The organism is Azovibrio restrictus DSM 23866, from assembly GCF_000429665.1.
GTDB classification, from domain to species: Bacteria; Pseudomonadota; Gammaproteobacteria; order Burkholderiales; family Rhodocyclaceae; genus Azovibrio; species Azovibrio restrictus.
This window is the reverse complement of record NZ_AUCH01000014.1, coordinates 1-21,813: the sequence shown is the minus strand read 5'-3', so window position 1 is coordinate 21,813 and position 21,813 is coordinate 1. Positions and strand designations below refer to the sequence as shown.

The window sequence follows — 21,813 nt, the reverse complement described above, 5'->3', positions numbered from 1 at the left end:
GCATCAACCCTTGCGATTCTTCAGGTTGGCGGCAATGCGCAGGCGCAGGGCGTTCAACTTGATGAAGCCGCCCGCATCCTTCTGGTCGTAGGCGCCGGCATCGTCCTCGAAGGTGGCGATGGTGGAGTCGAACAGGGAATCGGTCTTGGAGTCCCGGCCCACGACGATGACGTTGCCCTTGTAGAGCTTGAGACGCACGGTGCCATTCACGTTCAGCTGGGTGTGGTCGATCAGGGTCTGCAGGGCGCGACGCTCGGGGGCCCACCAGTAGCCGTTGTACACCAGGCTGGCGTAGCGGGGCATGAGGTCGTCCTTGAGGTGGGCGACTTCCCGGTCCAGGGTGATGGATTCAATGGCCCGGTGGGCCTTGAGCAGGATGGTGCCGCCCGGGGTTTCGTAGCAGCCCCGGGACTTCATGCCCACGTAGCGGTTTTCCACCAGGTCCAGGCGGCCGATGCCGTGCTTGCCACCCAGCTCGTTGAGCTTGGCCAGCAGTTCGTGGGCCTTCATCTTCTGGCCGTTGATGGAGACCAGGTCGCCCTGGACGAATTCCAGGTCCAGGTATTCGGCAGCATCGGGCGCCTTCTCCGGGGAGACGGTCCAGCGCCACATGTCTTCTTCGGCCTCGGCGGCGGGGTTCTCCAGGTGACGGCCTTCGTAGGAGATGTGCAGCAGGTTGGCGTCCATGGAGTAGGGAGAACCGCCCTGCTTGTGCTTCATTTCCACGGGGATGCCGTGCTTTTCGGCGTAGGCCAGCAGCTTTTCCCGGGACAGCAGGTCCCATTCGCGCCAGGGGGCGATGACCTTGACGCCGGGCTTGAGGGCGTAGGCGCCCAGCTCGAAGCGCACCTGGTCGTTGCCCTTGCCGGTGGCGCCGTGGGAGATGGCATCGGCACCGGTCAGGTTGGTGATCTCGATCAGGCGCTTGGCGATCAGGGGGCGGGCGATGGAGGTGCCCAGCAGGTATTCGCCTTCATAGACGGTGTTGGCGCGGAACATGGGGAAGACGAAGTCGCGCACGAACTCTTCGCGCAGGTCGTCGATGAAGATGTTCTCGGGCTTGATGCCGAACTTCAGGGCCTTCTGGCGGGCCGGTTCCAGCTCCTCGCCCTGCCCCAGGTCGGCGGTGAAGGTCACCACTTCGCATTGATAGGTGTCCTGCAGCCACTTCAGGATCACGGAGGTGTCCAGGCCGCCGGAATAGGCCAGTACGACTTTCTTGATATCAGACATGTTCAGCTTCCGAAAAAAACAAAATTAACCACAGAGACACAGAGGCACCGAGAAAACACCGAGAGCTTTCATTGATCCACCTCTCTCTCTGGTCTCCGTGCCTTTGTGGTAAAGGTTCTCAGGTTTCAACCGGTCCCACCAGCAGGAATTCCATCAACGCCTTCTGCACATGCAGGCGGTTCTCGGCCTCGTCCCAGACCACGGAATGGGGTCCGTCGATCACCTCGGCGGTCACCTCCTCGCCCCGGTGGGCCGGCAGGCAGTGCATGAACAAGGCGTCGGCTGCGGCCACCCGCATCATGTCGCCATCCACGCACCAGTCGGCGAAGGCCTTCATGCGCGCCTCGTTCTCGGCCTCGAAGCCCATGGAGGTCCACACGTCGGTGGTCACCAGGTCGGCGCCCTTGCAGGCTTCCATGGGATCGGCGAACTGCTCGAAGTTGTCGGTGCCGTAGAGGCCGGCCCGCTCCGGCTCCACCTCGTAGCCCGGGGGCGTGGACACATGGACGTTGAAGTCCAGGACCTCGGCCGCCTGCAGCCAGGTGTTGCACATGTTGTTGGAGTCCCCCACCCAGGCCACGGTCTTGCCCTGGATCGAGCCCCGATGCTCGATGAAGGTGTAGATGTCGGCGAGGATCTGGCAGGGATGGTATTCGTTGGTCAGCCCGTTGATCACGGGCACCCGGGAATTGGCGGCGAAACGCTCGATGATGTCCTGCTCGAAGGTGCGGATCATGACGATGTCGCTCATCCGGGAAATCACCTGGGCCGCGTCTTCCACCGGCTCGCCCCGGCCCAGCTGGGAATCCCGGGTGTTCAGGTAGATGGCGGAACCGCCCAGCTGGTGCATGCCGGCCTCGAAGGAGAGCCGGGTACGGGTGCTGGCCTTCTCGAAGATCATCACCAGGGTGCGATCGAAGAGGGGATGGTAGGGCTCGTAACGCTTGAACTTGTCCTTGATCCAGCGGGTGCGTTCGAACAGGTAGTCGAATTCTTCCCGGGAGAAGTCCTTGAACTGGAGAAAATGACGCAGATCCATGTTCACCCCTTGAGGAAATCGCGCACCAGGGGCGCGAGTTTGTCCACCAGCTCCCGCACTTCGGCCTCACCGAAGATCAGGGCGGGCAGGAGGCGGATCACCTTGTCGTGGGTGACGTTGATGAGCAGGCCCGCGGCCAGGGCCCGGCCCACCAGCTCGCCGCAGGGACGGTCGAGCTCGATGCCCAGCATCAGGCCCTTGCCCCGGAATTCCACCACCCCGGGCACGTCCTTCAGGGCCGCCGCCAGCTCGGAACGGATCAGGGCGCCGATCCGTTCGGCATTGGCCAGCAGGCCTTCGGCCTCGATCAGCTCGATGGTCTTCAGGGCCGCGGTACAGGCCAGGGGATTGCCGCCGAAGGTGGAACCGTGGTTGCCGGGCCCGAACAGGCCCGCCGCCCGGCCACCGGCCAGACAGGCGCCCACGGGCACCCCGGACCCCAGGCCCTTGGCCAGGGTCACCACGTCGGGCAGGATCCCGGCGTGCTGGTAGCCGAACCATTCCCCGGTACGGCCCATGCCGCACTGGACCTCGTCACAGATCATCAGCCACTGGTGCTCGTTGCAAAGCTGGCGGACCCCCTGCTGGTATTCGCTGGAGGCCATGTAAATGCCGCCCTCACCCTGGATGATCTCGAGCATCACCGCCACCACGTTGCCATGGTGTTCGGCCACCTGCTTCAGGGCCTGCAGGTCCCCGTAGGGCACCCGCAGGAAACCGGACACCAGGGGCTCGAAGCCGGCCTGGACCTTGTAGTTCCCGGTGGCGGACAGGGTCGCCATAGTGCGGCCGTGGAAGGCCTTTTCCATGACCACGACGGTGGGATTCTCGATGCCGCGCTTGTGGCCGTAGAAGCGGGCCAGCTTGATGGCGGCCTCGTTGGCTTCGCAACCGGAATTGCAGAAGAACACTTCTGCCAGGCCGGAGCGCTGGGCCAGGGCATCAGCCAGCTGTTCCTGCTGGGGTACCCGGTAGATGTTGGAAACATGGAGCAGGCGCCCGGCCTGCTCAGCCAGGGCAGCGACAAAGGCGGGATGGGCATGGCCCAGGGTATTGACCGCGATGCCGGACAGGGCATCCAGGTAAACCTTGCCCTCGGTGTCGGTCAGGTGGCAGCCCTTGCCATGGGTGAAAGCCACGGGCTGGCGGCCATAGGTGTTCATCAGATGCGACATCGGGAATCGCCTCAAATTGGGAAAAAATCGGTGCCCCGAGAAAACAATAATGGCGGCCAGAGCCGCCGTGCTCCCGGAGGGAGGGCACGAGTTTAAGACAAAAGGCCTGCCTTGTATATGCCTTACAAGGACGGCCTTTCTGCTAGAATCTGGGGCAAAAAAACGAGGCCTCCGGGCCACACCACGCCAAGGCGACGAGGAACATGAGCGAACCCGAAATTCACACCTTCATCATTGTCGGCCTCACCACCCAGGGAAAGAAATTCCGCCCCAGCGACTGGGCCGACCGGCTTTGCGGCGTCATGTCCGCCTTCGGCGCCTCCAAGAAGATGAAGTACTCCCCCTATGTGGGCCCCGGCGATTACAACGGGGAAAAGGCCGTGTTCGTGGATGGCCGCCTGCAGGTGGTGGAACCCATGGCCTACCGCTTTCTCCTGAACTTCGCCCAGGACAACGACCTGCAGATCATCAGCGGCGTCTGCCCCGTCGAACGCTAACCATCCCCCAGCCTAGCCCCACCTAGTCCCGCCGCAGCTTGCGGTACAGGGTATTGCGGCTGATCCCCAGACGCCGGGCCGCCGCCGAAACATTCCCCCGCTCCTGGGCCAGGACCCGATCTATGGCCGCCCGGGACAGATCCGCCAGACTGGTGGCCAGGGTCGCTACCGGCGCCACCACCGCTTCTTCCCGCTCCTGCCGCAGCTCCTCCACCAGATCGTCGGGCAGATGCTCCCAGCCTATCCATGCTTCGCCCCCGTCCAGGAGCGCCACCGCCGTGCGCAAACCATTGGCCAGCTGCCGCAGGTTGCCCGGCCAGTGATAGGCGGCAAAGGCCGCCGCCACTTCCGGATGCAGTTCCAGCCCCTGGCCGGGGGCCAGCTCCGCCAGCATCCGGGCCACCACCCGGTCCAGGTCTGAACGCTGGCGCAGGGGCGGCAGGTTCAGGGTCAGACCGTTCAGGCGGTAATAGAGGTCGGCCCGGAAACGACCGGCCTCGGATTCCTCCCGCAACTGCCGGTGGGTGGCGCAGATCAGGGCGAAGTCCACGGGCACCGGCCGCCCTTCTCCCAGGGGTGTCACCTGGCGTTCCTGCAGCACCCGCAACAGGCGGCTCTGGAGCCCCAGGGGCATGTCGCCGATCTCGTCCAGGAACAAGGTACCCCCGTGGGCCTCGCGCAGACGTCCCAGGGAGCCCTCCTTGCGGGCGCCGGTAAACGCCCCCGGGGCATAGCCGAACAGTTCCGCCTCGATCAGGGGCTCCGGCAGGGCAGCGCAATTGACCGCCACGAAGGGCTGATCCTTGCGGGCGCTGGCAGCGTGGATGGCCTGGGCGAACAGCTCCTTGCCCACCCCGGATTCCCCGTGCAGCACCAGGGGGATGGGCTTGTCCAGCACCCGCCGGGCCTTGGCGATGGCCGCCGCCAGCTGGGCATCGCCGGTATCCAGGGGACTCAGGGCGTCCCCGGGCACCGGCCGGGCCAGGCTGGTCCGGGGTTCCGCTGCCACGGGGATGGGGGCCGCGTCGCCCTGGAACTGCACGAACAGCTGCCCGCCCCGATGCAGCCCCACCCGCAGGGCCTGCCCCGGATGGCGCCGCCCCCAGGCCAGCAGCTCGCCGGGACGGATGTCGAAGATGCGCTGCAGGGGAGTGGCGCCCAGATCCCCTGGGCCCAGCCCGAGCTGGGCCAGGGCGGCCTGGTTGGCGCCGATCAGCCAGCCATCCTCGGAAACCGCCAGGATGCCCTCGGCGAAGGTGCCTATGCCTTCCTGCTGATGGTGCAGGTGCAGGCGCAGGCTGCGGCCATGGCGGGACAGCAGCAGCCGGTTCTCTATCATCTGGGCCGCCGTGCGCACCAGGCCCCGGGTGTGGGGGTGGTGATTGCGCTGGTCGCTGGAAATGTCGAGCACCCCCAGCACCTGGCCAGAAGGATCGAAGATGGGCGCCGCCGTGCAGGTCAGAAAGCCGTTCCGTTCGAGGAAATGCTCGGCACCGCGGATTTCCACCGGCACCCCTTCCACCAGGGCCGTGCCGATGGCATTGGTGCCCCGGTACTGCTCCTGCCAGAAGGCGCCGGGGGTCAGGGCCACCCGCTCGGCCTTGGAGAGGAAGTCCGGGTCCCCCAGGGCATGCACCAAGAGACCGCTGCGGTCGGCCAGGATCACCATGCTCTGGGAATCGCGCACCTGGGCAAACAGATGTTCCATGACCGGCCGGGCGTGGGCGAGAAAGTCCCGGTGCCCCTCCAGGTTCTGGCGCAGGGCCGGTTCGGCCAGGCGGGGCACATCCTGGAAACGGCCCACCGGGGACAGGCCGGCGTTGCGGCTGCGCTGCCAGGAACGGGCCAGACGTTCGTTGATCAGGCCCGGGGGCAGTTCGGACTGGTCCAGGAAGATGCGCCGCGCCTGGCGCAGCAGGGCTTCCTGAGGGCGGACTTGAGCCACCATGGTCTCCTCCTTTCTGATTCCAGCCTCTGACGGGCCGGCTACGGGGATGAGCAGCCGAGTATAGGGAGCCCGGCGCTGAATACAAGCCCCGGAACCTCCCCGGATAGCCAACTGTTCCATTTCGTGACACTCCCGTGACACCCCTGCCCCGGAACAGCACAGAGGCCCCGCCGATGCTGCTTTGCAGCAATTTCCCCCGTGACAGATTAAACACTGAGAAATCAATCCAATGACGAATTCACATCAGGCTGGCACGGGCCTTGAATAGGGTCAGGCAGGGAACACCAGCTGTATCCCTGCCCAACAACCAAGGAGACAAACCCATGATTTACACCCTGCCCGGCACCAGCGGCGCCAAGCACCAATACAAGGCCAAGTACGACAACTTCATCGGCGGCAAGTGGGTCGCCCCGGTACGCGGCGAGTACTTCGACGTGCTCACCCCCATCACCGGCAAGCCCTACACCCAGGTCGCCCGCTCCGGCGCCGAGGACATCGAGCTGGCCCTGGATGCCGCCCACGCCGCCGCCGACAAGTGGGGCAAGACCTCCGCTGCCGAGCGGGCCAACATCCTGCTTAAGATCGCCGACCGCATCGAAGCCAACCTGGAAATGCTGGCCTACGTGGAAACCGTGGATAACGGCAAGGCCATCCGGGAAACCCTGAACGCCGATATCCCCCTGGCCGTGGACCACTTCCGCTACTTCGCCGGCTGCCTGCGGGCCCAGGAAGGCGGCCTCTCGGAAATCGACGAACACACGGTGGCCTACCACTTCCACGAGCCCCTGGGCGTCGTGGGCCAGATCATCCCCTGGAACTTCCCCATCCTGATGGCCGCCTGGAAGCTGGCCCCGGCTCTGGGCGCCGGTAACTGCGTGGTGCTGAAGCCCGCCGAATCCACCCCCATCTCCATCCTGGTGCTGGCCGAGCTGATCGCCGACCTGCTGCCCCCGGGCGTGCTCAACATCGTAAACGGCCTGGGCCGGGAAGCCGGGATGCCCCTGGCCACCAGCCGCCGCATCGCCAAGATCGCCTTCACCGGCTCCACCGCCACCGGCCGGGTGATCGCCCAGGCTGCCGCCCAGAGCCTGATCCCCGCCACCCTGGAACTGGGCGGCAAGTCCCCCAACATCTTCTTCGCCGACGTGGCGGCCCAGGATGACGACTTCTTCGACAAGGCCATCGAAGGCCTGGTGCTGTTCGCCTTCAACCAGGGCGAAGTGTGCACCTGCCCCAGCCGCGCCCTGATCCACGAATCCATCTACGACCAGTTCATGGAACGGGTGCTGGGCCGGGTCAAGGCCATCAAGCAGGGCAGCCCCCTGGATACCGAAACCATGATGGGGGCCCAGGCTTCCCAGGAGCAGATGAACAAGATCATGTCCTACCTGGAAGTAGGCCGCCAGGAAGGCGCCCAGTGCCTGATCGGCGGCGACCGGGCACACCGGGACGGGGAGCTGGCCGGCGGCTATTACATCCAGCCCACCCTGTTCAAGGGCCACAACAAGATGCGCATCTTCCAGGAGGAAATCTTCGGGCCGGTGCTGGCCGTGACCACCTTCAAGACCGAAGCCGAAGCCCTGGAAATCGCCAACGACACCCCCTACGGCCTGGGCGCCGGGGTGTGGAGCCGGGACGGCAACACCGCCTACCGCATGGGCCGCGGCATCAAGGCCGGCCGGGTGTGGACCAACTGCTACCATGCCTACCCGGCCCACGCCACCTTCGGCGGCTACAAGGAATCCGGCATCGGTCGCGAGACCCACAAGATGATGCTGGACCACTACCAGCAGACCAAGAACCTGCTGGTCAGCTACAGCCCCAAGGCCCTGGGCTTCTTCTGAAATCCACCTTCGTTCCGGACCGCCCAGGCGGTCCGGAATTCCTTCACGCCCCGGAATTCCCCGGAGCAGCGACAAGGGAGTCACACAACAATGGCAAAGAGCACCTTCTTCATTCCCAATGAAAACCTCATGGGCGCCGGCTGTCTGGCCGACGCGGTCCAGGTCATCCGCAGCAAGGGCTTCAAGCGGGCCCTGATCGTCACCGACAAGCCCCTCAACAACCTGGGCGTGGTCGGCAAAGTGGCCGACCTGCTGGCCGGTGCCGGCGTCGCCGTCACCGTCTATGACGGCACCAAACCCAACCCCACCATCACCAACGTGGAAGAAGGCCTGGCCCTCCTGCGCCGGGACAACTGCGACTGCGTTGTCTCCCTGGGCGGCGGCTCCCCCCACGACTGCGCCAAGGGCATCGCCCTGTGCGCCGCCAACGGCGGCTCCATCGCCGACTACGAAGGGCTGGACAAGTCCGCCAAGCCCCAGCTGCCCCTGGTGGCCATCAACACCACCGCCGGCACCGCCAGCGAGATGACCCGCTTCTGCATCATCACCGACGAAGCCCGGCACGTGAAGATGGCCATCGTGGACCGGCACACCACCCCCATCCTCTCGGTCAACGACCCGGAACTGATGGCCGGCATGCCCAAAGGCCTCACCGCCGCCACCGGCATGGATGCCCTGACCCACGCGGTGGAAGCCTATGTTTCCATCGCCGCCACCCCCATCACCGACGCCTGCGCCCTGAAGGCGGTGGAACTGATCGCCGCCTACCTGCGCCGGGCCGTCCATGACGGCCAGGACATGGAAGCCCGGGAACAGATGGCCTATGCCCAGTTCCTGGCGGGCATGGCCTTCAACAACGCCTCCCTGGGCTATGTGCACGCCATGGCCCACCAGCTGGGCGGCTTCTACGACCTGCCCCACGGGGTCTGCAACGCAGTGCTGCTGCCCCACGTGCAGGACTACAACGCCCAGGTCGCCGCCAGCCGTCTGGGCCACATCGGCAAGGCCCTGGGAGCGGACACCGCCGGCCTGGCCCCCGAAGCCGCCGCCAAGGCCGCCATCGCGGCCATCCGCAAGCTGAGCGCCGACGTGGGCATTCCCGCCAACCTGACCACCCTGGGCGCCAAGGCTGAAGACATTCCCACCCTGGCCGCCAACGCCATGAAGGATGCCTGCGGCCTGACCAATCCCCGCCGGGCCACCCAGGCGGAAATCGAGGCCATCTTCCAGGCCGCCATGTAAGGCAGCACCTTTTCTTCCTCTGCTTCTGCGGTTCGGGTGGGCCTAGTCCCACCCGCTTTTTCTGGAGACCCGCCCATGGAACGACTGTGCGCCACCGCCGCCGCCCTGACCCTGATCCAGCGCCTGGAGGACGAACACGGGGCCCTACTGCTCTACCAGTCCGGCGGCTGCTGCGAAGGCAGTACCCCCCTCTGCCTGCGCCAGGGGGAACTGCAGATCACCCCCCAGGACGTGCTCCTGGGCCAGATATCAAACACCCGCTTCTACACCAGCCCCTCCCAGTTCACCTACCTGCAGTACAGCCACCTGACCCTGGACGTGGTCCCCGGACGGGGCGACAGCTTTTCCCTGGAAGCGGGACTGGGCTACTGCTTCATCATCCTCTCCCGCCTGTTCAGCGACACGGAACTCCTGGCCCTGGAAGCCGCCGCCTAGCACTTGCACCGGGAAGGTCAGCGGGAACACAGCGCGCAGACCAGGTCCCCGGCAAACCCTCATTTCCAGCTACCGCCTCCCATCCCGCCTGGGTAGCGCCTTCCATGTGGCCTCACCCGCTGGACATGAAAACCCCAGCTCCTTATGCTGTCGTGCTTGCAACGGATTCATCCGCAGACGCGGCCCGGCGACTGTTGAAGATGGAAACAGCCAAGCAGGAGAAGACGCCCTATTCACCAGGGTCTTTGCTCTCGTATTCCGCAACAATCAAAGCTACCCGCGCCGTCTAATTTTGGTCAAACACGCAATAAAAGATCGCGACGAGATATCCCCTCGACACAAACCGAACGTTCTGCGGATATATAAAACAAAACCCCCTCCCAAGAAATAAGCCCCATACCAGACACGCCACTTATACCGAAAAAATCTCCACATTGGAGCTGCATTTAAAACTTAGAAAAACCAACAGAAACAAGAAGGAATCCAGGTGACCAAACCATGGTTTTTTGCCAATCTGATCTTTGTCACATTCATCTCGGTCGCCTCGCTATTTTTGAGCGAATTTTTTGTCAGCCTTTTTCTTGTATTTTCAATTGCTTATGCATTCTTCTATGCACTATACATTCTTGCAAATCGAATTTACCTTCTCATAAAAAAAGTTCATTTTTGTGATTCACTTCTGTTCATACCATTGCTTTCCAATTTGATTGCCGTGGCCTATTTTTTCTGCTTTTCAAGCATCTATGCGAGCATGGATAGACAGGCGGAAAAATTCTTTAGCACCAAAACTTTGTGCAGCGAGACCTTCAAATGCTCAGATGACGGCTCTTGGATCAAGACCAACTCTCCGATTGAGAAAAATTACCGAATAACAAGCGAGAATGGATGCAAGGTTATTCGCAGCCCAAGTTACTCGTTCACAAAATTTCATTTTGAATTGGAAGAAGGGTGCAAAAGCAATAACAGAAACAGACTGCGATTCCAGGGCAACTCCCCATCCCGACCACCAGCCGCAGTGCAGTAGCTGACACAGGCCGCTGATTCATACAGAGTATGCCCACAGCCATATCTCCAATGGCATAATCCGCCCATGCTGATCATTCCCGTAGGCCGCCGCCCCGACTGGCGAAAACCGCCGCTCGTCACCCTGCTACTGATCCTGCTCAACTGCCTGATCTATTTCGGGCTGCAGAGTGGGGATGGAAAGCGTGAAGCAGCGGCTTTCGACTACTACGCTGAATCGAGCCTGGGCGCTATCGAGCTACCGGGCTACATCAACTATCTCGAGCAAAATCACCGCAATAGCGACGCATTGGCGGCATCGACGGCCCTGGAGCATGAAAACTGGCCCCAGGTCTTGATGATGATGGAAACAGATGCGGCATTCATGAAACGCCTGCGGGCCGGCAAAGTAGTCCTTGCCGATACGGAGGACTATCCGCGCTGGCGTCAGCAGCGCGACGAGTTCGACCGTTTGCGGCAAGCCAGCCTTACCAACCGGCTGGGGTTCAAACCAGCCGAACCGACATTGGCCAGCCTGATCGGGCACATGTTCCTGCACGGCAGTTTCGACCACCTGCTGGGCAACATGGTGATCCTGTTCATCGTCGGCTACCTAGTTGAGGAAACGCTGGGCAAACGTCGTTACCTTGCCTTTTACCTGCTGGCTGGTATCGGTGCAGCAGGTTTCGATCTGGTGTTCAACGCCAGCCGGATAGTGCCGGGCATTGGCGCCTCCGGTGCCATCTCGGGGGTCATGGCAATGTTCGTGGCGCTCTATGGCATGCGCAAGATCCGCTTTTTCTATTGGGTACTGTTCTATTTCGATTTTTTCCGGGCCCCGGCCATCGTCATCCTGCCTCTGTGGATAATCAACGAGCTGTACCAGTACCTGTTCAGCCACGGCAGCCCGGTCAATTACATGGCGCACCTGGGGGGGTTCATAACGGGCGCCCTGTTGATCGGGGCCCAGCGGATTTTCAGCAAGGCCCGGGTTGAGGCTCCCGAACAGGAGGAACGCACCGACCCGTTGCCCGGAGAGCTGGCCCGCATCGACACGCTACTCAACGCATTGCGCATTGATGAGGCACGCCGGGCATTGCGTCGTCTGGCAGACGCCCACCCCCACGACCTGCTGGTACTCAGACGCTTCTACAAGGTGGCACGCAATGAGCCATCAGAAGAGGACTATCACCATGCAGCAGCCCTCATTTTTGCGCTGCCCGAAACCCACCCCGGCAGCACTGAACTCATTCACCAGACCTTTCTCGAGTATCTGCGCCTGGCCAAGCCCACCGTTCGTTTCAGTGTCCCCCAATTGATCGTGCTAATCCGCCGTCTGGCACGTAGTGGTCATGCTGACGATGCAGAACGGCTGAGCCGGGTACTTGCCCGTCGAGCCCCCCAGGAACAGCAGCTCCCGGCCCTGCTGCTCGTTGTTGCCGAGGCTTTCCGGCGCGCCGGCAACGGAACCATGTGCGATGCTACCCTGAACCGCCTGAAGGCCGAGTTTCCAGACAGTGAAGCAGCCCGCAACGCCAGCATCGTCAGCAACTGAACTCAACCCGTCGCAGCAGCGCTGGCAAGCCTGTCAAGAACGGCAAGCAGTTGTCGCGCCTCACCGGCCAGAGCATGGTCGGGGTAGTTCACCAGCAGCCCTGAGAGAATCTGCCGGGCTGCCGCATCCTGATGCAGGTTCTCGCACAGCACCCGGGCGGCAAAAAGATAGACAGCCGGGATTTCTGCATGCTTCGGGAAGCGCTTGTCAAAGCCCCTGATGAAAGCTAGCGCCAGGGAGAAATCCCTTTGCCGACGGGCCACTTCGGCCAGGCGCAGCAGATGTGCCGGCTGCTCAGGAACAAAATCTGCGTCCTGCTCCGTCAATTTCCGATACAGGGCCAGGGCCTCTTCGCCCCGCTCCTTGTTCAGCAGCAAACCCAGATAACGCCGGCCGTGGGACAGCATCCGGTCACTACGGCCCGCCAATACCAGCAACTTGTGATAGCGGTCGTTCACCGCAATATCATCGGGTGCCAAGCGCTGTGCTTCATAGGCAATCTCCAGCGCCTCCTTGATACGCCCTTCCCCGATCAACTGGCCAATATCCCCGTCACTTTCGGGCTTGCCATCAGGAACGGTCCTGATCGGCACACCGAGTTCGTGGTGATACTGGTAGATGACATAACCCATCATGTTGAACATGATCAGCGTGAAATACATCGACACGAAGTTCAGGGTCGGCAGTAGCAACCAGTTGGAAAGCCGCGGCAACAGCCCCATCAGGAGAATCTGCTGGCTGCCGGAAAGCAGGAACAGGAACGCGCACAACCCGAGGTAGGGCATGCCGATCATGCGCATCATGCCCAGGGCAGCAAAAGGATTAAGCCCGGCCCAGAAACTCTGGGTGATGGAGAGGATCATCACGCTGGCCGGCAACGCCAGGATGGCGAAAATCATGGTCACGCCAAAGACCAGGGCCCCTGCCGACTCAGCAAGCCCCAGCACGAAGCTGACCACCACGAGAATGGCAAATTGTTTATAGGGCAGATTGACGCGCTCGGCAGCATCGTAGTTCTCGTGTTGATCCGGTGTCAGCAGACCCTGAGCAGTCTGATCCAGGGTTTTGTAGGCATAACGGATGAAAGCCAGCCAGACGCCGAAATGAACCAGCACATGATCAAAGGGAGTCGGGATCGGCAGGACAAAACCTAGGAGAGTGGCGATGGAGAGCAGCGCCATGTAGAGCAAGGGCTGCCAGTGCAGCGGATAACGGAAGAAGAGCGGCAGACGCTGCCAGAAAGGTGTCACATTCGCCGGCGCGACGGAGGCCTCTAGGTATTTCATGCAGATTTCCCTGGTTTTTGTCCCAGGGATTCTATCGTCATTTCCCCTGCCGGATTAACGTATTCCGGATACTTGAGGACATCCGGCCTCCGGCAGCAAATCCGCCACCTCATCACGCGAAACCAGAAGCAGACCGGACAAGCCGGGCTGCTTTCTCCTAATGCCGGATCAGGTAGATGCTCTCCTCCAGTTCGATGGGGGTGGAGAGGCCGGTCAGTGTGTCGAGGGGCTGGCCGCCGAGGAATACCTCCATGCGGGGCGACAAGCCGCCCTTGCCATCCAGGAGTTCATGGAGGATGCCCGGGCATTCGTGATCCAGGGCTTCGAGGGCCTCGCCCACGGTTTCTCCACTCACGGTCACGGCATCCTGACCATGGGAATACTGGCGCAGCAGAGGGGGAATATGGACGGCAACAACAGGAGCGTCGAGCATGATGCACCTCCCTTCCGGGAAACCGCGCCAAACGGCGCAAAGCCACTGTCCCTTCTAAGACCCGGCCCGCAGCATCAAGTTCGTCCCGGGGCCTGGCCCCATCCCGACGCGGCCGACCGCCTCCGGGGCGGACCCCTAAAACGGAACGGTCGAGCCGAAGACCAGGGCGCGCCCGTCGGCCGGGTGTGCAAAAGCCAGGTGACAGGCGTGCAGCAGCAGGCGGGGGGCGGCGGCGTAACCCGTGGGTGTGGCGTAGAACTCGTCCCCCAGGATGGGGTGGCCGATGGCCTGCATATGCACCCGCAGCTGATGGGAACGGCCCGTGTGGGGGATCAGCCGCACCCGGCTGGCCTCACCCTCCAGGCCCAGGCGGCGGAACTCGGACAGGGACGGCTTGCCGTGTTCGAAACTCACCATCTGCCGGGGCCGGTTGGGCCAGTCGCAGATCAGGGGCAGTTCCACAAACCCCGCCTCGGCCTGCAGCCTTCCCTCCAGCATCGCCTCGTAGGCCTTGTCCATGCGGCGCTGCTCGAACAGGCGGCTCAGGGCGCTCTGCATGGCCTTGCCCCGGGCCATGAGCATCAGGCCCGAGGTGGCCATGTCCAGCCGGTGCACGGCCAGGGCGTCGGGAAACTCGGCCTGGACCCGGGCCGTCAGGCAATCCTGCTTGTCCTCCCCCCGCCCGGGCACGGACAGGAGTCCGGCAGGCTTGTCCACCACCAGCAGGTGGGCGTCGACGTAGAGGATGGCGAGGGACACGGGGCAGACCAGGTTGCGCAGGGGGTTGGCATTGTAGCCGGAGGCGCCTGGCGCCGACAGGGCAGCGCCGGCCGGCCGTGCCTGGGGGCAAATACCCGGAACATGGCGCCAAACTTGCGCCCGGCCCGCCGACACCGCATCCTATGCCCTTCCTCACCCCGGACGAAACCATGAGCGATCAAATCAAGCTGGAGCGCCCCGGTGCCGGCCTGCCCTGGCTGGAACGCCAGGTCTCCAGCGCCGTGCTGCAGACCCTGCGGGCCAGCCTCTCCCCGGCGACCCTGAACCGCTGGATCGCCGCCGAAACGGACAAGATTCTGGCCCTGGCGGCCCGCCTGGATGCGGACCAGGGCCGCCGGCAGGTGCTGACGCCGCGACTGACCGGGCTGGAGGACAGCAGCCGGCACTGGTCGGTGTACATGGTGCTGCAGCATCTGGACATCGTGGATTCCGGCATCCTGCAGCTGTCCAGAACGCTGGCCCGGGACCAGGATTTCGACCGGGAAGTGCGCATCGCCGAGGTGAAACCCGACCCCGGCGCCGGCCCCGAGCAGGCCGAACGGTTCCGCGCCGCCGCCCGGGCCTACCTGGACTGGAGCGCCCAGGCCCGGCCCGCCTCCGGTCGACGCCACGCCCACCCCTGGTTCGGTCCCCTGGACCTGCGGGGCTGGCACGCCCTGGTGGCCATCCACACCCTGGCCCACCGGCGTCAGGTGGAAGCCATCATCGCCCGCCTGCCCCGAGGCTGAAGCGCCCTGCGGCCATTACAGCCATTACCACAGCCATTACCGATTGCCCCGAGGCCAGGCTTTTCATAGGCTGGCAGCCTCATCTTCTGGAGATTCCCATGCTGCAACATCGTCCCCTCGGCACTTCCGGCCTGACCGTTCCCTCCCTCTGCCTGGGCACCATGACCTTCGGCCAGCAGACGGCGAAAGCCGAAGCCCATGCCCAGCTGGACCTGGCCCTGGCCCGGGGCATCAACTTCATCGATACCGCCGAGATGTACCCGGTGCCGCCCCGGGCGGAAACCAGCGGTGCCACGGAAACCATCGTCGGCAACTGGCTGGCGCGCCAGCCCCGGGAGCGGATCATTCTCGCCACCAAGGTGGCCGGCCCCGCCCGGGGCATGGGCTGGATTCGCGGCGGCCCCCGGGCCATGGACCGGGACAACATCCGCAGCGCCCTGGAGGGTTCGCTCCAGCGCCTGCGCACCGACTACATCGACCTCTACCAGCTGCACTGGCCGGAACGCAATCAGCCCATGTTCGGCCAGTGGCAGTTCAACCCGGATACGGAACGGGACTGCACCCCCATGCTGGAGCAGCTGCTGGCCCTGGGGGAACTGGTGAAGGAAGGCAAGGTGCGCGCCATCGGCGTCTCCAACGAGCATCCCTGGGGCATCATGGAATTCATGCGGCTGGCCAAGGAACACGGCCTGCCCGCCATCGCCTCCACCCAGAACGCCTACAGCCTCTTGAACCGCAAGTTCGAATACGGCCTGGACGAGGTCTGCTGGCGGGAGCAGGTAGGCCTGCTCGCCTATTCGGTGCTGGGCTTCGGCCACTTGACCGGCAAGTACCTGGACAACCCCCTGGCCCAGGGGCGGATCACCCTGTTCCCTCATTTCGGCCAGCGTTACGAAAAGCCCGGCGTCCCCCTGGCAGTGAGTGCCTACGCCGCGTTGGCCCGCCAGCACGGCCTCAGCCCCACCCAACTGGCCCTGGCCTTCGTGACCTCCCGCCCCTTCGTCACCAGCGCCATCATTGGGGCTTCCACCCGGGCCCAACTGGAAGAAAACCTGGAAGCCTGCAGCCGGCCGCTCAGCCCGGAACTGGCAGCCGCCATCGAGCAGATCCACCTGAGCCACAGCAACCCGGCGCCCTGATGCTCCCCGAAGGCTTTATAACCAGATGCGCTATAAAGATATAAAAGAATTCTTAATCGATTATTAAGCCCCTAGTAGAATGCCCTCCATCCCCATGTCGGACTGAATTTCCATGAGCGCGACCCTGACGCAACAACCCCTTTCCCATCTGGACTGGCTCGAAGCCGAGGCCATCCACATCATGCGCGAAGTGGCCGGCCAGTGCGCCAATCCGGTGCTGCTGTTCTCCGGCGGCAAGGACTCCATCTGCATGCTGCGCATCGCCGAAAAAGCCTTTCGCCCCGGCAAGTTCCCCTTCCCCCTGATGCACATCGACACCGGCCACAACTACCAGGAAGTGGTCGCCTTCCGCGACAAGCGCGCCGCCGAGCTGGGCGAGCGCCTGATCGTGCGCTCCGTGGAAGATTCCATGAAGCGCGGCACCGTAGTGCTGAAGCATGAGGGCGAATCCCGCAACAAGCACCAGTCGGTGACGCTCCTCGAAGCCATCGAGGAATTCGGTTTCGACTGCTGCATCGGCGGCGCCCGCCGGGACGAGGAAAAGGCCCGGGCCAAGGAGCGCATCATGAGCTTCCGCGACGAGTTCGGCCAATGGGACCCGAAGAACCAGCGCCCCGAGCTGTGGAACCTCTACAACGCCCGGGCCCACAAGGGCGAGAACATCCGCGCCTTCCCCATTTCCAACTGGACGGAAATGGACGTGTGGCAGTACATCGAGCGGGAAAAGCTGGAGCTCCCCAGCATCTACTTCGCCCACCAGCGGCCCGTGGTGATCCGCGGCGGCGCCATCGTGCCAGTGAATGTGCCGCTGGTTTCCGGCGAGCTCACCAACCTGCCCAAGGCCGGTGAAGCGATCGTCGAGCTGCAGGTGCGCTTCCGCACCGTGGGCGACATCTCCTGCACCGCCCCGGTGGAATCCGATGCCGACACGGTGGAAAAGATCGTGGTGGAAACCGCCACCACCACCATCACCGAACGGGGTGCCACCCGTCTGGACGACCAGACCTCCGAGGCCTCCATGGAACAACGCAAGAAAGAAGGCTATTTCTAACTGAAGCAGTCGAGAGAGATGAGTGGAGAGTCGAGAACGACGCCACTCACTCTCGACTCCCCAACTCTCGACTCTCGACTCCCATGACTACACACATTGAAGACCACGGCCTGCTGCGCTTTCTCACCTGCGGCAGCGTCGATGACGGCAAGAGCACCCTGATCGGCCGCCTGCTGTACGACACCAAGGCCATCCTGGCCGACACCCTCTCCGCCATCGAAAAGACCTCGCAAAAGCGCGGCCTGGGCGCGGTGGACCTGTCACTCCTCACCGACGGCCTGCAGGCCGAGCGGGAACAGGGCATCACCATCGACGTGGCCTACCGCTACTTCAGTACCGGCACGCGCAAGTACATCATCGCCGACGCCCCGGGCCACGAGCAGTACACCCGCAACATGGTCACCGCCGCCTCCACCGCCAACCTGGCCATCATCCTGGTGGATGCCCGGAAGGGCGTGCTGACCCAGACCAAGCGCCACTCCACCCTGGCCCACCTGGTGGGCATTCCCCACCTGCTGGTGGCCATCAACAAGATGGACCTGGTGGATTACGACCAGGCGGTGTACGAGAAGATCAAGGCCGACTACCTGGAATTCGCCGCCCGCCAGGGCATTGAAGACGTGCGCTTCATCCCCCTCTCCGCCCTCAACGGCGACATGGTGGTGGAACGGGGCGAAGCACTGGCCTGGTACGACGGCCCCACCCTGATCCAGATCCTGGAAGCCGCCCCCGCCGCCCACACGGAACACGCCGAACCCTTCCGCTTCCCGGTCCAGTATGTCTGCCGGCCCCAGGACTCCGCCAACCCGGAACTGCACGACTACCGGGGCTTCATGGGCCAGGTGGAATCCGGCGCCATCGCCGTGGGCGACGCCGTCACCGTGCTGCCCTCGGGCCTCAGCACCACCGTCAAGGCCGTGCAGCTGGGCGGCCGGGACATCGGCAGCGCCATCACCGAACAATCGGTGACCCTGCTGCTGGCGGACGAAATCGACGTCTCCCGGGGCGACATGATCGTCAAGACCGACGAGGCCCCCACCCCGGTCAAGCAGATCAGCGCCACCGTCTGCTGGCTGGCCGAAACCCCCATGGACCGGGCCCGCACCTACCTGATCCGCCACACCACCCGGGAAGTGAAAGCCAAACTGGCCGCCATCGACCACCGGCTGGACGTGAACACCCAGGAAAAGCTCCCGGCGGAAAAACTGGCCATGAACGACATCGCCCAGGTCCAGTTCAAGCTCGCCCACCCCCTGTTCGCCGACCCCTACAAGGCAAACCGCAGCACCGGCGCCTTCATCATCATCGATGAGAGCAACAACAACACGGTGGGCGCGGGGATGATCCTGTAAGAGGCATCAGCCACAGGTAAGCAGAACGCCTCCCGAGTGGAGGCGTTTTGCTTTGTGGCACCAGCGCCGAAAAACAGCTGGCCCGAGTCCGGCAGCAGAAGACCAGGCGCTCAGGACAGCAGCCGGCCGTCGTAACGCCACCGGCGCACCTTCACCGCCCTGATCCGGACGGCGTCGGGATGGGCGGGATTGATCAGCACATTCAATTCCTCCGGCACGATGATGGAAGGCACCTCAAGCAAGCAACTCGCCCCGCCCCCCAGCCACCGGTCGCCAACATCCAGACTCACCTGGCCGACCGGAAGGGCATCCCAGCCCACCGGCGCAGTCGCTTCAGTCAGGCTCAGGCGCTGCGACCACAGCTCCTCCGGAATCTCCATCCGCACCAGATAACGATTAAGGGGCAGGCCCCCGGCCCGCAAATGCACCACAGTTTCCAGACAGGCCAGGGCCCGGCTGCTGGAGGTATACAACACGGCGTTGCCTTTACGATTCCAGCGCCCCCCCGTCATCTTGGCCCCGGCTCCCGTCATATCATCGGACGTGTAATCCGGCGTATCCGTAGCGATGCGCCAGGTTTCGATCATGCATAGGCTCCCGACTGCATCTTGTCCAGCAGGGAGGAAACCAGCTCCTGTCCCTCCATGGTGTCCATGAACTCAGCCGGTCGCGCCTGATTGAGGGCAGGCATCGGCGTTTCCAGCCATTCGGCAACCCAGTGCGCCGCGTTGAAACCGGTGGGATCGCCGGACTCGGCCACCATGACCTCCACCTGGCCGATCAGCTTTTGCAAGCCGATGATCCGTTCCGAATACTCGCTGGGCAAAGTCTCGCTGCCTTTGAGCCGCCGATTGACGGTGGCCCTCGTGAAACGCAGCAGGCTGAACATCCGCTCCTTGGGAATTCCCATGGCCTCGCCGGTCACGACCACCTCATGCGCCGAAACCCCCTGGCGGATGATGTCGATACGCTCGAACGGGGTGGCCCGGAACAACCGCACATAGGGACTGGCCCCCGGCCCAGCCTGGCGCTGACCCGCAGAAACCCGCTCAGCAGCCCCAGCGTCCTGCAGCCCCCTGGCAGAATTCGTGGATGGCATGAACATCTCCTTTTGATCCGAACAATCGGCTCACATGAGCAATATAGGCCGCCTCACCTGACTTGTCGAGCCGCTGAGCGGGTGTCCATCTTCGCGGTCTAACGCGTCAATTCATAGATGGGGTTGCCGGGGGCTTACGAAGCATTGGCACATGGTACGGTCCCTCTCGACGGAAATACTAGGCATCGACTTACGACCGATACCTGGTAAGTTGTGCCAACTCAGGGGCATTACGAATTTCACTCCAATACTGAACCCTTGCGTCCTCATCAATTTCGACGACGCCCCCGTAGAGTTTGTCTTGGCCGTTCTTCTTTGGGCCTGATATCCAGTAGTTCTCCCCCGTCTCAACGTCAAAGCAGTTGTACTTGTAACCAGACTTGGTCTTCTCGAATCGTCGACCGCCGTAGTAGAACGAACGCGTAGAGCGTGAAAACTCAACCCAGCCAATGCGGGCAACCCCGTCCAGGCCGCGAGCTTTGCATTCGATGTACATGATGCGCTTCATGGGTGACTTTCGATGTCTAAGGTCATTTGGGCGTCAGCTTCGCTGCCGAGAAGCTCCAGAACAGTGAAATGCGCGATTCTTTCAGCACCGGCCATGAAGAACCCCTCCTGACCTACGCGCAGCCACTGCCTCAGATCCCGGCGGTATTCTGGCTGGTCGAACAATACCCACATGGTGGCGGTACTACGCTCCAGAGGCTCGTCGCTCTCAGGAATTGGTTCGCGCTTCGCCGACTCGAACTCTGGCCAGATAGACCATTGCCGAGTGGGGTCGTGGTCAGCAGCCCAATGCACGTTGCTGCGCATGTGCTGAAAGAGGCGCTGCCGCGCAGGCAGCCGCTCGTACGCAACCCGAAAGTCCGGCGCCCTTCCAGTTTTCTCGATGTAGCTGCTCATGACGCCCAAGGTTTGAGCTAACCGACCTGCGCGGCTTTCCGCGCAGATCTGGTTGAGCGCCGGGTTGGGGCATGCGGTTGCTGGCGAAAATAGTGCACGACAAGCCCGACGATAGTGGCTGGCGTAAGACGAGATGACCTTGGTGCGTAGTTTGATTGCGGCCAATGAAGGCCGATTTTGTCCTGCATCCATTCTTGAAAGAGCGGCGATTCCATGGTTCGCATGAATTTCCGGTAATCACGTTTGGGAACGGAGAACGCTTCCAGCGCTTGAATGACCTTGGCGTGTTCTCGCTTTTGCCAGTGTTGCGAACGCGACCATTCAAAGAATATTTCTGGGATGTTTGTATTCGGCGCGGTATCGTGGCATTCGCGGCACATGAGAAATAGATTTTCCACTGTGTCGGCTCCACCAAGCGATCGAGGAACTATATGGCACCGTTGAAGCGGCATCCGCTCCCAGCACTCGTAAATTTCGTCCCAACTAGCATCCGAGCGCCTGATGTCGTACTTAGTGCCGTAAGAGAAGCCACAAACCCAGCAACTTGGTTCGCACCAGTCAATGAGTAGGCCATGCTTGAATAGCCGTTCCTTCCAGTATTCGAAGATATCGGCCTTTGAAGGCAGGTCAAGAAAGATACGCCTATTCATGCAAGCCCCAACGTTGTAGGTAAGGAGCGCTGCGTGACGCTTTATCGCGCAGCGCCCAACGACCAAAGGGAGCTGCCTTGGCTGATGGGATGGACTCCCCCGTCTTTTTGGCGCGGAATAAGCGCCTCCGGTGCTCATGGGGATGGGGATCGGGTTTCGACGAAAGGAGTCCGAAATGCATGCTACTACCGTTGCAGTGGATCTGGCCAAGAGTGTATTCCAAATCGCTATTGCAGATGGCAATTGGAAGCTTGTCGAGCAGCAGCGGCTGACCCGACACCAGTTCGAGCGCTGGTTCCAGAACCGGAGCATTGGGCTGGTGGTGATGGAAGCCTGCGGCTCCGCCCACCACTGGGGGCGCTGGCTCAATCGACTGGGCATCCCGGTGAAGTTGCTGCCGGCGGCCTACATCCGAGCGTATG

At 62.9% G+C, this 21,813-nt stretch carries 21 protein-coding genes and 1 pseudogene; 10 read left to right on the top strand and 12 right to left on the bottom strand.

Going from position 1 to position 21,813, the window contains the following annotated elements:
* Positions 1 to 3 precede the first annotated feature (3 nt).
* The 3 genes from G474_RS0112095 to G474_RS0112085 all read right to left on the bottom strand — a co-directional run bounded on the left by G474_RS0112095 (position 4) and on the right by G474_RS0112085 (position 3,447).
* Positions 4 to 1,233 (bottom strand): argininosuccinate synthase, encoded by a 1,230-nt coding sequence (locus G474_RS0112095; protein WP_026687204.1) that lies wholly within the window; start codon positions 1,231 to 1,233, stop codon positions 4 to 6.
* 118 nt (positions 1,234 to 1,351) lie between these two features.
* Positions 1,352 to 2,272, bottom strand: coding sequence for an ornithine carbamoyltransferase (argF, locus tag G474_RS0112090; RefSeq protein ID WP_043464259.1), 921 nt, complete (start codon positions 2,270 to 2,272; stop codon positions 1,352 to 1,354).
* 2 nt (positions 2,273 to 2,274) lie between these two features.
* Entirely contained in the window at positions 2,275 to 3,447 is a 1,173-nt protein-coding gene (locus G474_RS0112085) for an acetylornithine transaminase (protein WP_026687202.1), read from the bottom strand.
* Between the two features lie 203 nt (positions 3,448 to 3,650).
* On the opposite strand from G474_RS0112085, the gene G474_RS0112080 reads away from it, so the two are divergent.
* On the top strand, positions 3,651 to 3,944 hold the full coding sequence (locus G474_RS0112080) for a DUF3579 domain-containing protein (RefSeq protein ID WP_026687201.1): 294 nt from the start codon (positions 3,651 to 3,653) through the stop codon (positions 3,942 to 3,944).
* Positions 3,945 to 3,966: 22 nt separating this feature from the next.
* Here G474_RS0112080 and G474_RS0112075 read toward each other — a convergent pair whose 3' ends face one another.
* Positions 3,967 to 5,892 carry a sigma-54-dependent Fis family transcriptional regulator gene (locus tag G474_RS0112075; RefSeq protein WP_026687200.1) on the bottom strand — a complete coding sequence of 642 codons (1,926 nt, stop codon included), beginning with the start codon at positions 5,890 to 5,892 and terminating at the stop codon, positions 3,967 to 3,969.
* 323 nt (positions 5,893 to 6,215) lie between these two features.
* Here G474_RS0112075 and adh point away from each other — a divergent pair, with 323 nt between their 5' ends.
* From adh to G474_RS0112055, 4 genes are all read left to right on the top strand, one after another.
* Entirely contained in the window at positions 6,216 to 7,736 is a 1,521-nt protein-coding gene (gene adh / locus G474_RS0112070; protein WP_026687199.1) for an aldehyde dehydrogenase, read from the top strand.
* 90 nt (positions 7,737 to 7,826) lie between these two features.
* Positions 7,827 to 8,978: an L-threonine dehydrogenase gene (yiaY, locus tag G474_RS0112065; RefSeq protein ID WP_026687198.1), complete on the top strand. Its 1,152-nt coding sequence runs from the start codon at positions 7,827 to 7,829 to the stop codon at positions 8,976 to 8,978.
* A gap of 75 nt (positions 8,979 to 9,053) precedes the next feature.
* Positions 9,054 to 9,413: a DUF779 domain-containing protein gene (locus tag G474_RS0112060; protein WP_026687197.1), complete on the top strand. Its 360-nt coding sequence runs from the start codon at positions 9,054 to 9,056 to the stop codon at positions 9,411 to 9,413.
* 1,090 nt (positions 9,414 to 10,503) lie between these two features.
* Positions 10,504 to 11,970 (top strand): rhomboid family intramembrane serine protease, encoded by a 1,467-nt coding sequence (locus tag G474_RS0112055; RefSeq protein ID WP_026687196.1) that lies wholly within the window; start codon positions 10,504 to 10,506, stop codon positions 11,968 to 11,970.
* A gap of 2 nt (positions 11,971 to 11,972) precedes the next feature.
* Here G474_RS0112055 and G474_RS0112050 read toward each other — a convergent pair whose 3' ends face one another.
* The 3 genes from G474_RS0112050 to G474_RS0112040 form a co-directional block, all read right to left on the bottom strand.
* Positions 11,973 to 13,256, bottom strand: coding sequence for a tetratricopeptide repeat protein (locus G474_RS0112050; protein ID WP_026687195.1), 1,284 nt, complete (start codon positions 13,254 to 13,256; stop codon positions 11,973 to 11,975).
* Between the two features lie 157 nt (positions 13,257 to 13,413).
* Entirely contained in the window at positions 13,414 to 13,689 is a 276-nt protein-coding gene (locus G474_RS20610; RefSeq protein ID WP_051282251.1) for a ubiquitin family protein, read from the bottom strand.
* A 135-nt stretch (positions 13,690 to 13,824) separates the two neighbouring features.
* Complete coding sequence (locus tag G474_RS0112040) at positions 13,825 to 14,448, bottom strand: pseudouridine synthase (RefSeq protein ID WP_245589357.1); 624 nt, start codon at positions 14,446 to 14,448, stop codon at positions 13,825 to 13,827.
* A 170-nt stretch (positions 14,449 to 14,618) separates the two neighbouring features.
* Here G474_RS0112040 and G474_RS0112035 point away from each other — a divergent pair, with 170 nt between their 5' ends.
* The 4 genes from G474_RS0112035 to G474_RS0112020 all read left to right on the top strand — a co-directional run bounded on the left by G474_RS0112035 (position 14,619) and on the right by G474_RS0112020 (position 18,739).
* A complete protein-coding gene (locus G474_RS0112035) occupies positions 14,619 to 15,197 on the top strand; it encodes a DinB family protein (protein ID WP_169729518.1) in 579 nt (192 codons plus the stop codon).
* Between the two features lie 98 nt (positions 15,198 to 15,295).
* Positions 15,296 to 16,336, top strand: a complete 1,041-nt coding sequence (locus G474_RS0112030) for an aldo/keto reductase (RefSeq protein ID WP_342663581.1) — start codon at positions 15,296 to 15,298, stop codon at positions 16,334 to 16,336.
* 112 nt (positions 16,337 to 16,448) lie between these two features.
* The gene (gene cysD, locus G474_RS0112025; RefSeq protein WP_043464255.1) at positions 16,449 to 17,387 is read left to right on the top strand and encodes a sulfate adenylyltransferase subunit CysD; all 939 of its coding nucleotides are present in this window, start codon (positions 16,449 to 16,451) and stop codon (positions 17,385 to 17,387) included.
* An 83-nt stretch (positions 17,388 to 17,470) separates the two neighbouring features.
* The gene (locus G474_RS0112020) at positions 17,471 to 18,739 is read left to right on the top strand and encodes a sulfate adenylyltransferase subunit 1 (protein ID WP_026687190.1); all 1,269 of its coding nucleotides are present in this window, start codon (positions 17,471 to 17,473) and stop codon (positions 18,737 to 18,739) included.
* Between the two features lie 110 nt (positions 18,740 to 18,849).
* Here G474_RS0112020 and G474_RS0112015 read toward each other — a convergent pair whose 3' ends face one another.
* The 5 genes from G474_RS0112015 to G474_RS22820 all read right to left on the bottom strand — a co-directional run bounded on the left by G474_RS0112015 (position 18,850) and on the right by G474_RS22820 (position 21,391).
* On the bottom strand, positions 18,850 to 19,326 hold the full coding sequence (locus G474_RS0112015) for an RES family NAD+ phosphorylase (protein WP_026687189.1): 477 nt from the start codon (positions 19,324 to 19,326) through the stop codon (positions 18,850 to 18,852).
* The gene (locus G474_RS24160; protein ID WP_084513735.1) at positions 19,323 to 19,844 is read right to left on the bottom strand and encodes an antitoxin Xre/MbcA/ParS toxin-binding domain-containing protein; all 522 of its coding nucleotides are present in this window, start codon (positions 19,842 to 19,844) and stop codon (positions 19,323 to 19,325) included. Before G474_RS24160 ends, G474_RS0112015 begins: the two co-directional genes overlap by 4 nt.
* A gap of 184 nt (positions 19,845 to 20,028) precedes the next feature.
* Entirely contained in the window at positions 20,029 to 20,346 is a 318-nt protein-coding gene (locus tag G474_RS20605; protein ID WP_043464252.1) for a hypothetical protein, read from the bottom strand.
* Positions 20,343 to 20,741 (bottom strand): hypothetical protein, encoded by a 399-nt coding sequence (locus tag G474_RS0112000; protein ID WP_043464287.1) that lies wholly within the window; start codon positions 20,739 to 20,741, stop codon positions 20,343 to 20,345. The genes G474_RS20605 and G474_RS0112000 overlap by 4 nt, the downstream gene beginning before the upstream one ends.
* A 17-nt stretch (positions 20,742 to 20,758) precedes the next feature.
* Positions 20,759 to 21,391 (bottom strand): HNH endonuclease signature motif containing protein, encoded by a 633-nt coding sequence (locus tag G474_RS22820; protein ID WP_169729517.1) that lies wholly within the window; start codon positions 21,389 to 21,391, stop codon positions 20,759 to 20,761.
* A gap of 175 nt (positions 21,392 to 21,566) precedes the next feature.
* Between G474_RS22820 and G474_RS23425 the strand changes: the two are divergent.
* Positions 21,567 to 21,813 (top strand): annotated as a pseudogene (locus G474_RS23425) (IS110 family transposase); the annotation flags it as partial.

Excerpts from the sequence above, each read along its gene's own strand:
- G474_RS20610 (WP_051282251.1), bottom strand. The coding sequence starts at position 13,689 with ATGCTCGACGCTCCTGTTGTTGCCGTCCATATTCCCCCTCTGCTGCGC.
- G474_RS0112000 (WP_043464287.1), bottom strand. The coding sequence starts at position 20,741 with ATGAGCAGCTACATCGAGAAAACTGGAAGGGCGCCGGACTTTCGGGTT.
- G474_RS0112030 (WP_342663581.1), top strand. The coding sequence starts at position 15,296 with ATGCTGCAACATCGTCCCCTCGGCACTTCCGGCCTGACCGTTCCCTCC.
- G474_RS20605 (WP_043464252.1), bottom strand. The coding sequence starts at position 20,346 with ATGAAGCGCATCATGTACATCGAATGCAAAGCTCGCGGCCTGGACGGG.
- G474_RS0112075 (WP_026687200.1), bottom strand. The coding sequence starts at position 5,892 with ATGGTGGCTCAAGTCCGCCCTCAGGAAGCCCTGCTGCGCCAGGCGCGG.
- G474_RS22820 (WP_169729517.1), bottom strand. The coding sequence starts at position 21,391 with ATGAATAGGCGTATCTTTCTTGACCTGCCTTCAAAGGCCGATATCTTC.
- G474_RS0112060 (WP_026687197.1), top strand. The coding sequence starts at position 9,054 with ATGGAACGACTGTGCGCCACCGCCGCCGCCCTGACCCTGATCCAGCGC.
- cysD (WP_043464255.1), top strand. The coding sequence starts at position 16,449 with ATGAGCGCGACCCTGACGCAACAACCCCTTTCCCATCTGGACTGGCTC.
- G474_RS0112020 (WP_026687190.1), top strand. The coding sequence starts at position 17,471 with ATGACTACACACATTGAAGACCACGGCCTGCTGCGCTTTCTCACCTGC.
- G474_RS0112080 (WP_026687201.1), top strand. The coding sequence starts at position 3,651 with ATGAGCGAACCCGAAATTCACACCTTCATCATTGTCGGCCTCACCACC.
- G474_RS0112050 (WP_026687195.1), bottom strand. The coding sequence starts at position 13,256 with ATGAAATACCTAGAGGCCTCCGTCGCGCCGGCGAATGTGACACCTTTC.
- G474_RS0112085 (WP_026687202.1), bottom strand. The coding sequence starts at position 3,447 with ATGTCGCATCTGATGAACACCTATGGCCGCCAGCCCGTGGCTTTCACC.
- G474_RS0112035 (WP_169729518.1), top strand. The coding sequence starts at position 14,619 with ATGAGCGATCAAATCAAGCTGGAGCGCCCCGGTGCCGGCCTGCCCTGG.
- yiaY (WP_026687198.1), top strand. The coding sequence starts at position 7,827 with ATGGCAAAGAGCACCTTCTTCATTCCCAATGAAAACCTCATGGGCGCC.
- argF (WP_043464259.1), bottom strand. The coding sequence starts at position 2,272 with ATGGATCTGCGTCATTTTCTCCAGTTCAAGGACTTCTCCCGGGAAGAA.
- adh (WP_026687199.1), top strand. The coding sequence starts at position 6,216 with ATGATTTACACCCTGCCCGGCACCAGCGGCGCCAAGCACCAATACAAG.
- G474_RS0112055 (WP_026687196.1), top strand. The coding sequence starts at position 10,504 with ATGCTGATCATTCCCGTAGGCCGCCGCCCCGACTGGCGAAAACCGCCG.
- G474_RS0112095 (WP_026687204.1), bottom strand. The coding sequence starts at position 1,233 with ATGTCTGATATCAAGAAAGTCGTACTGGCCTATTCCGGCGGCCTGGAC.
- G474_RS24160 (WP_084513735.1), bottom strand. The coding sequence starts at position 19,844 with ATGTTCATGCCATCCACGAATTCTGCCAGGGGGCTGCAGGACGCTGGG.
- G474_RS0112015 (WP_026687189.1), bottom strand. The coding sequence starts at position 19,326 with ATGATCGAAACCTGGCGCATCGCTACGGATACGCCGGATTACACGTCC.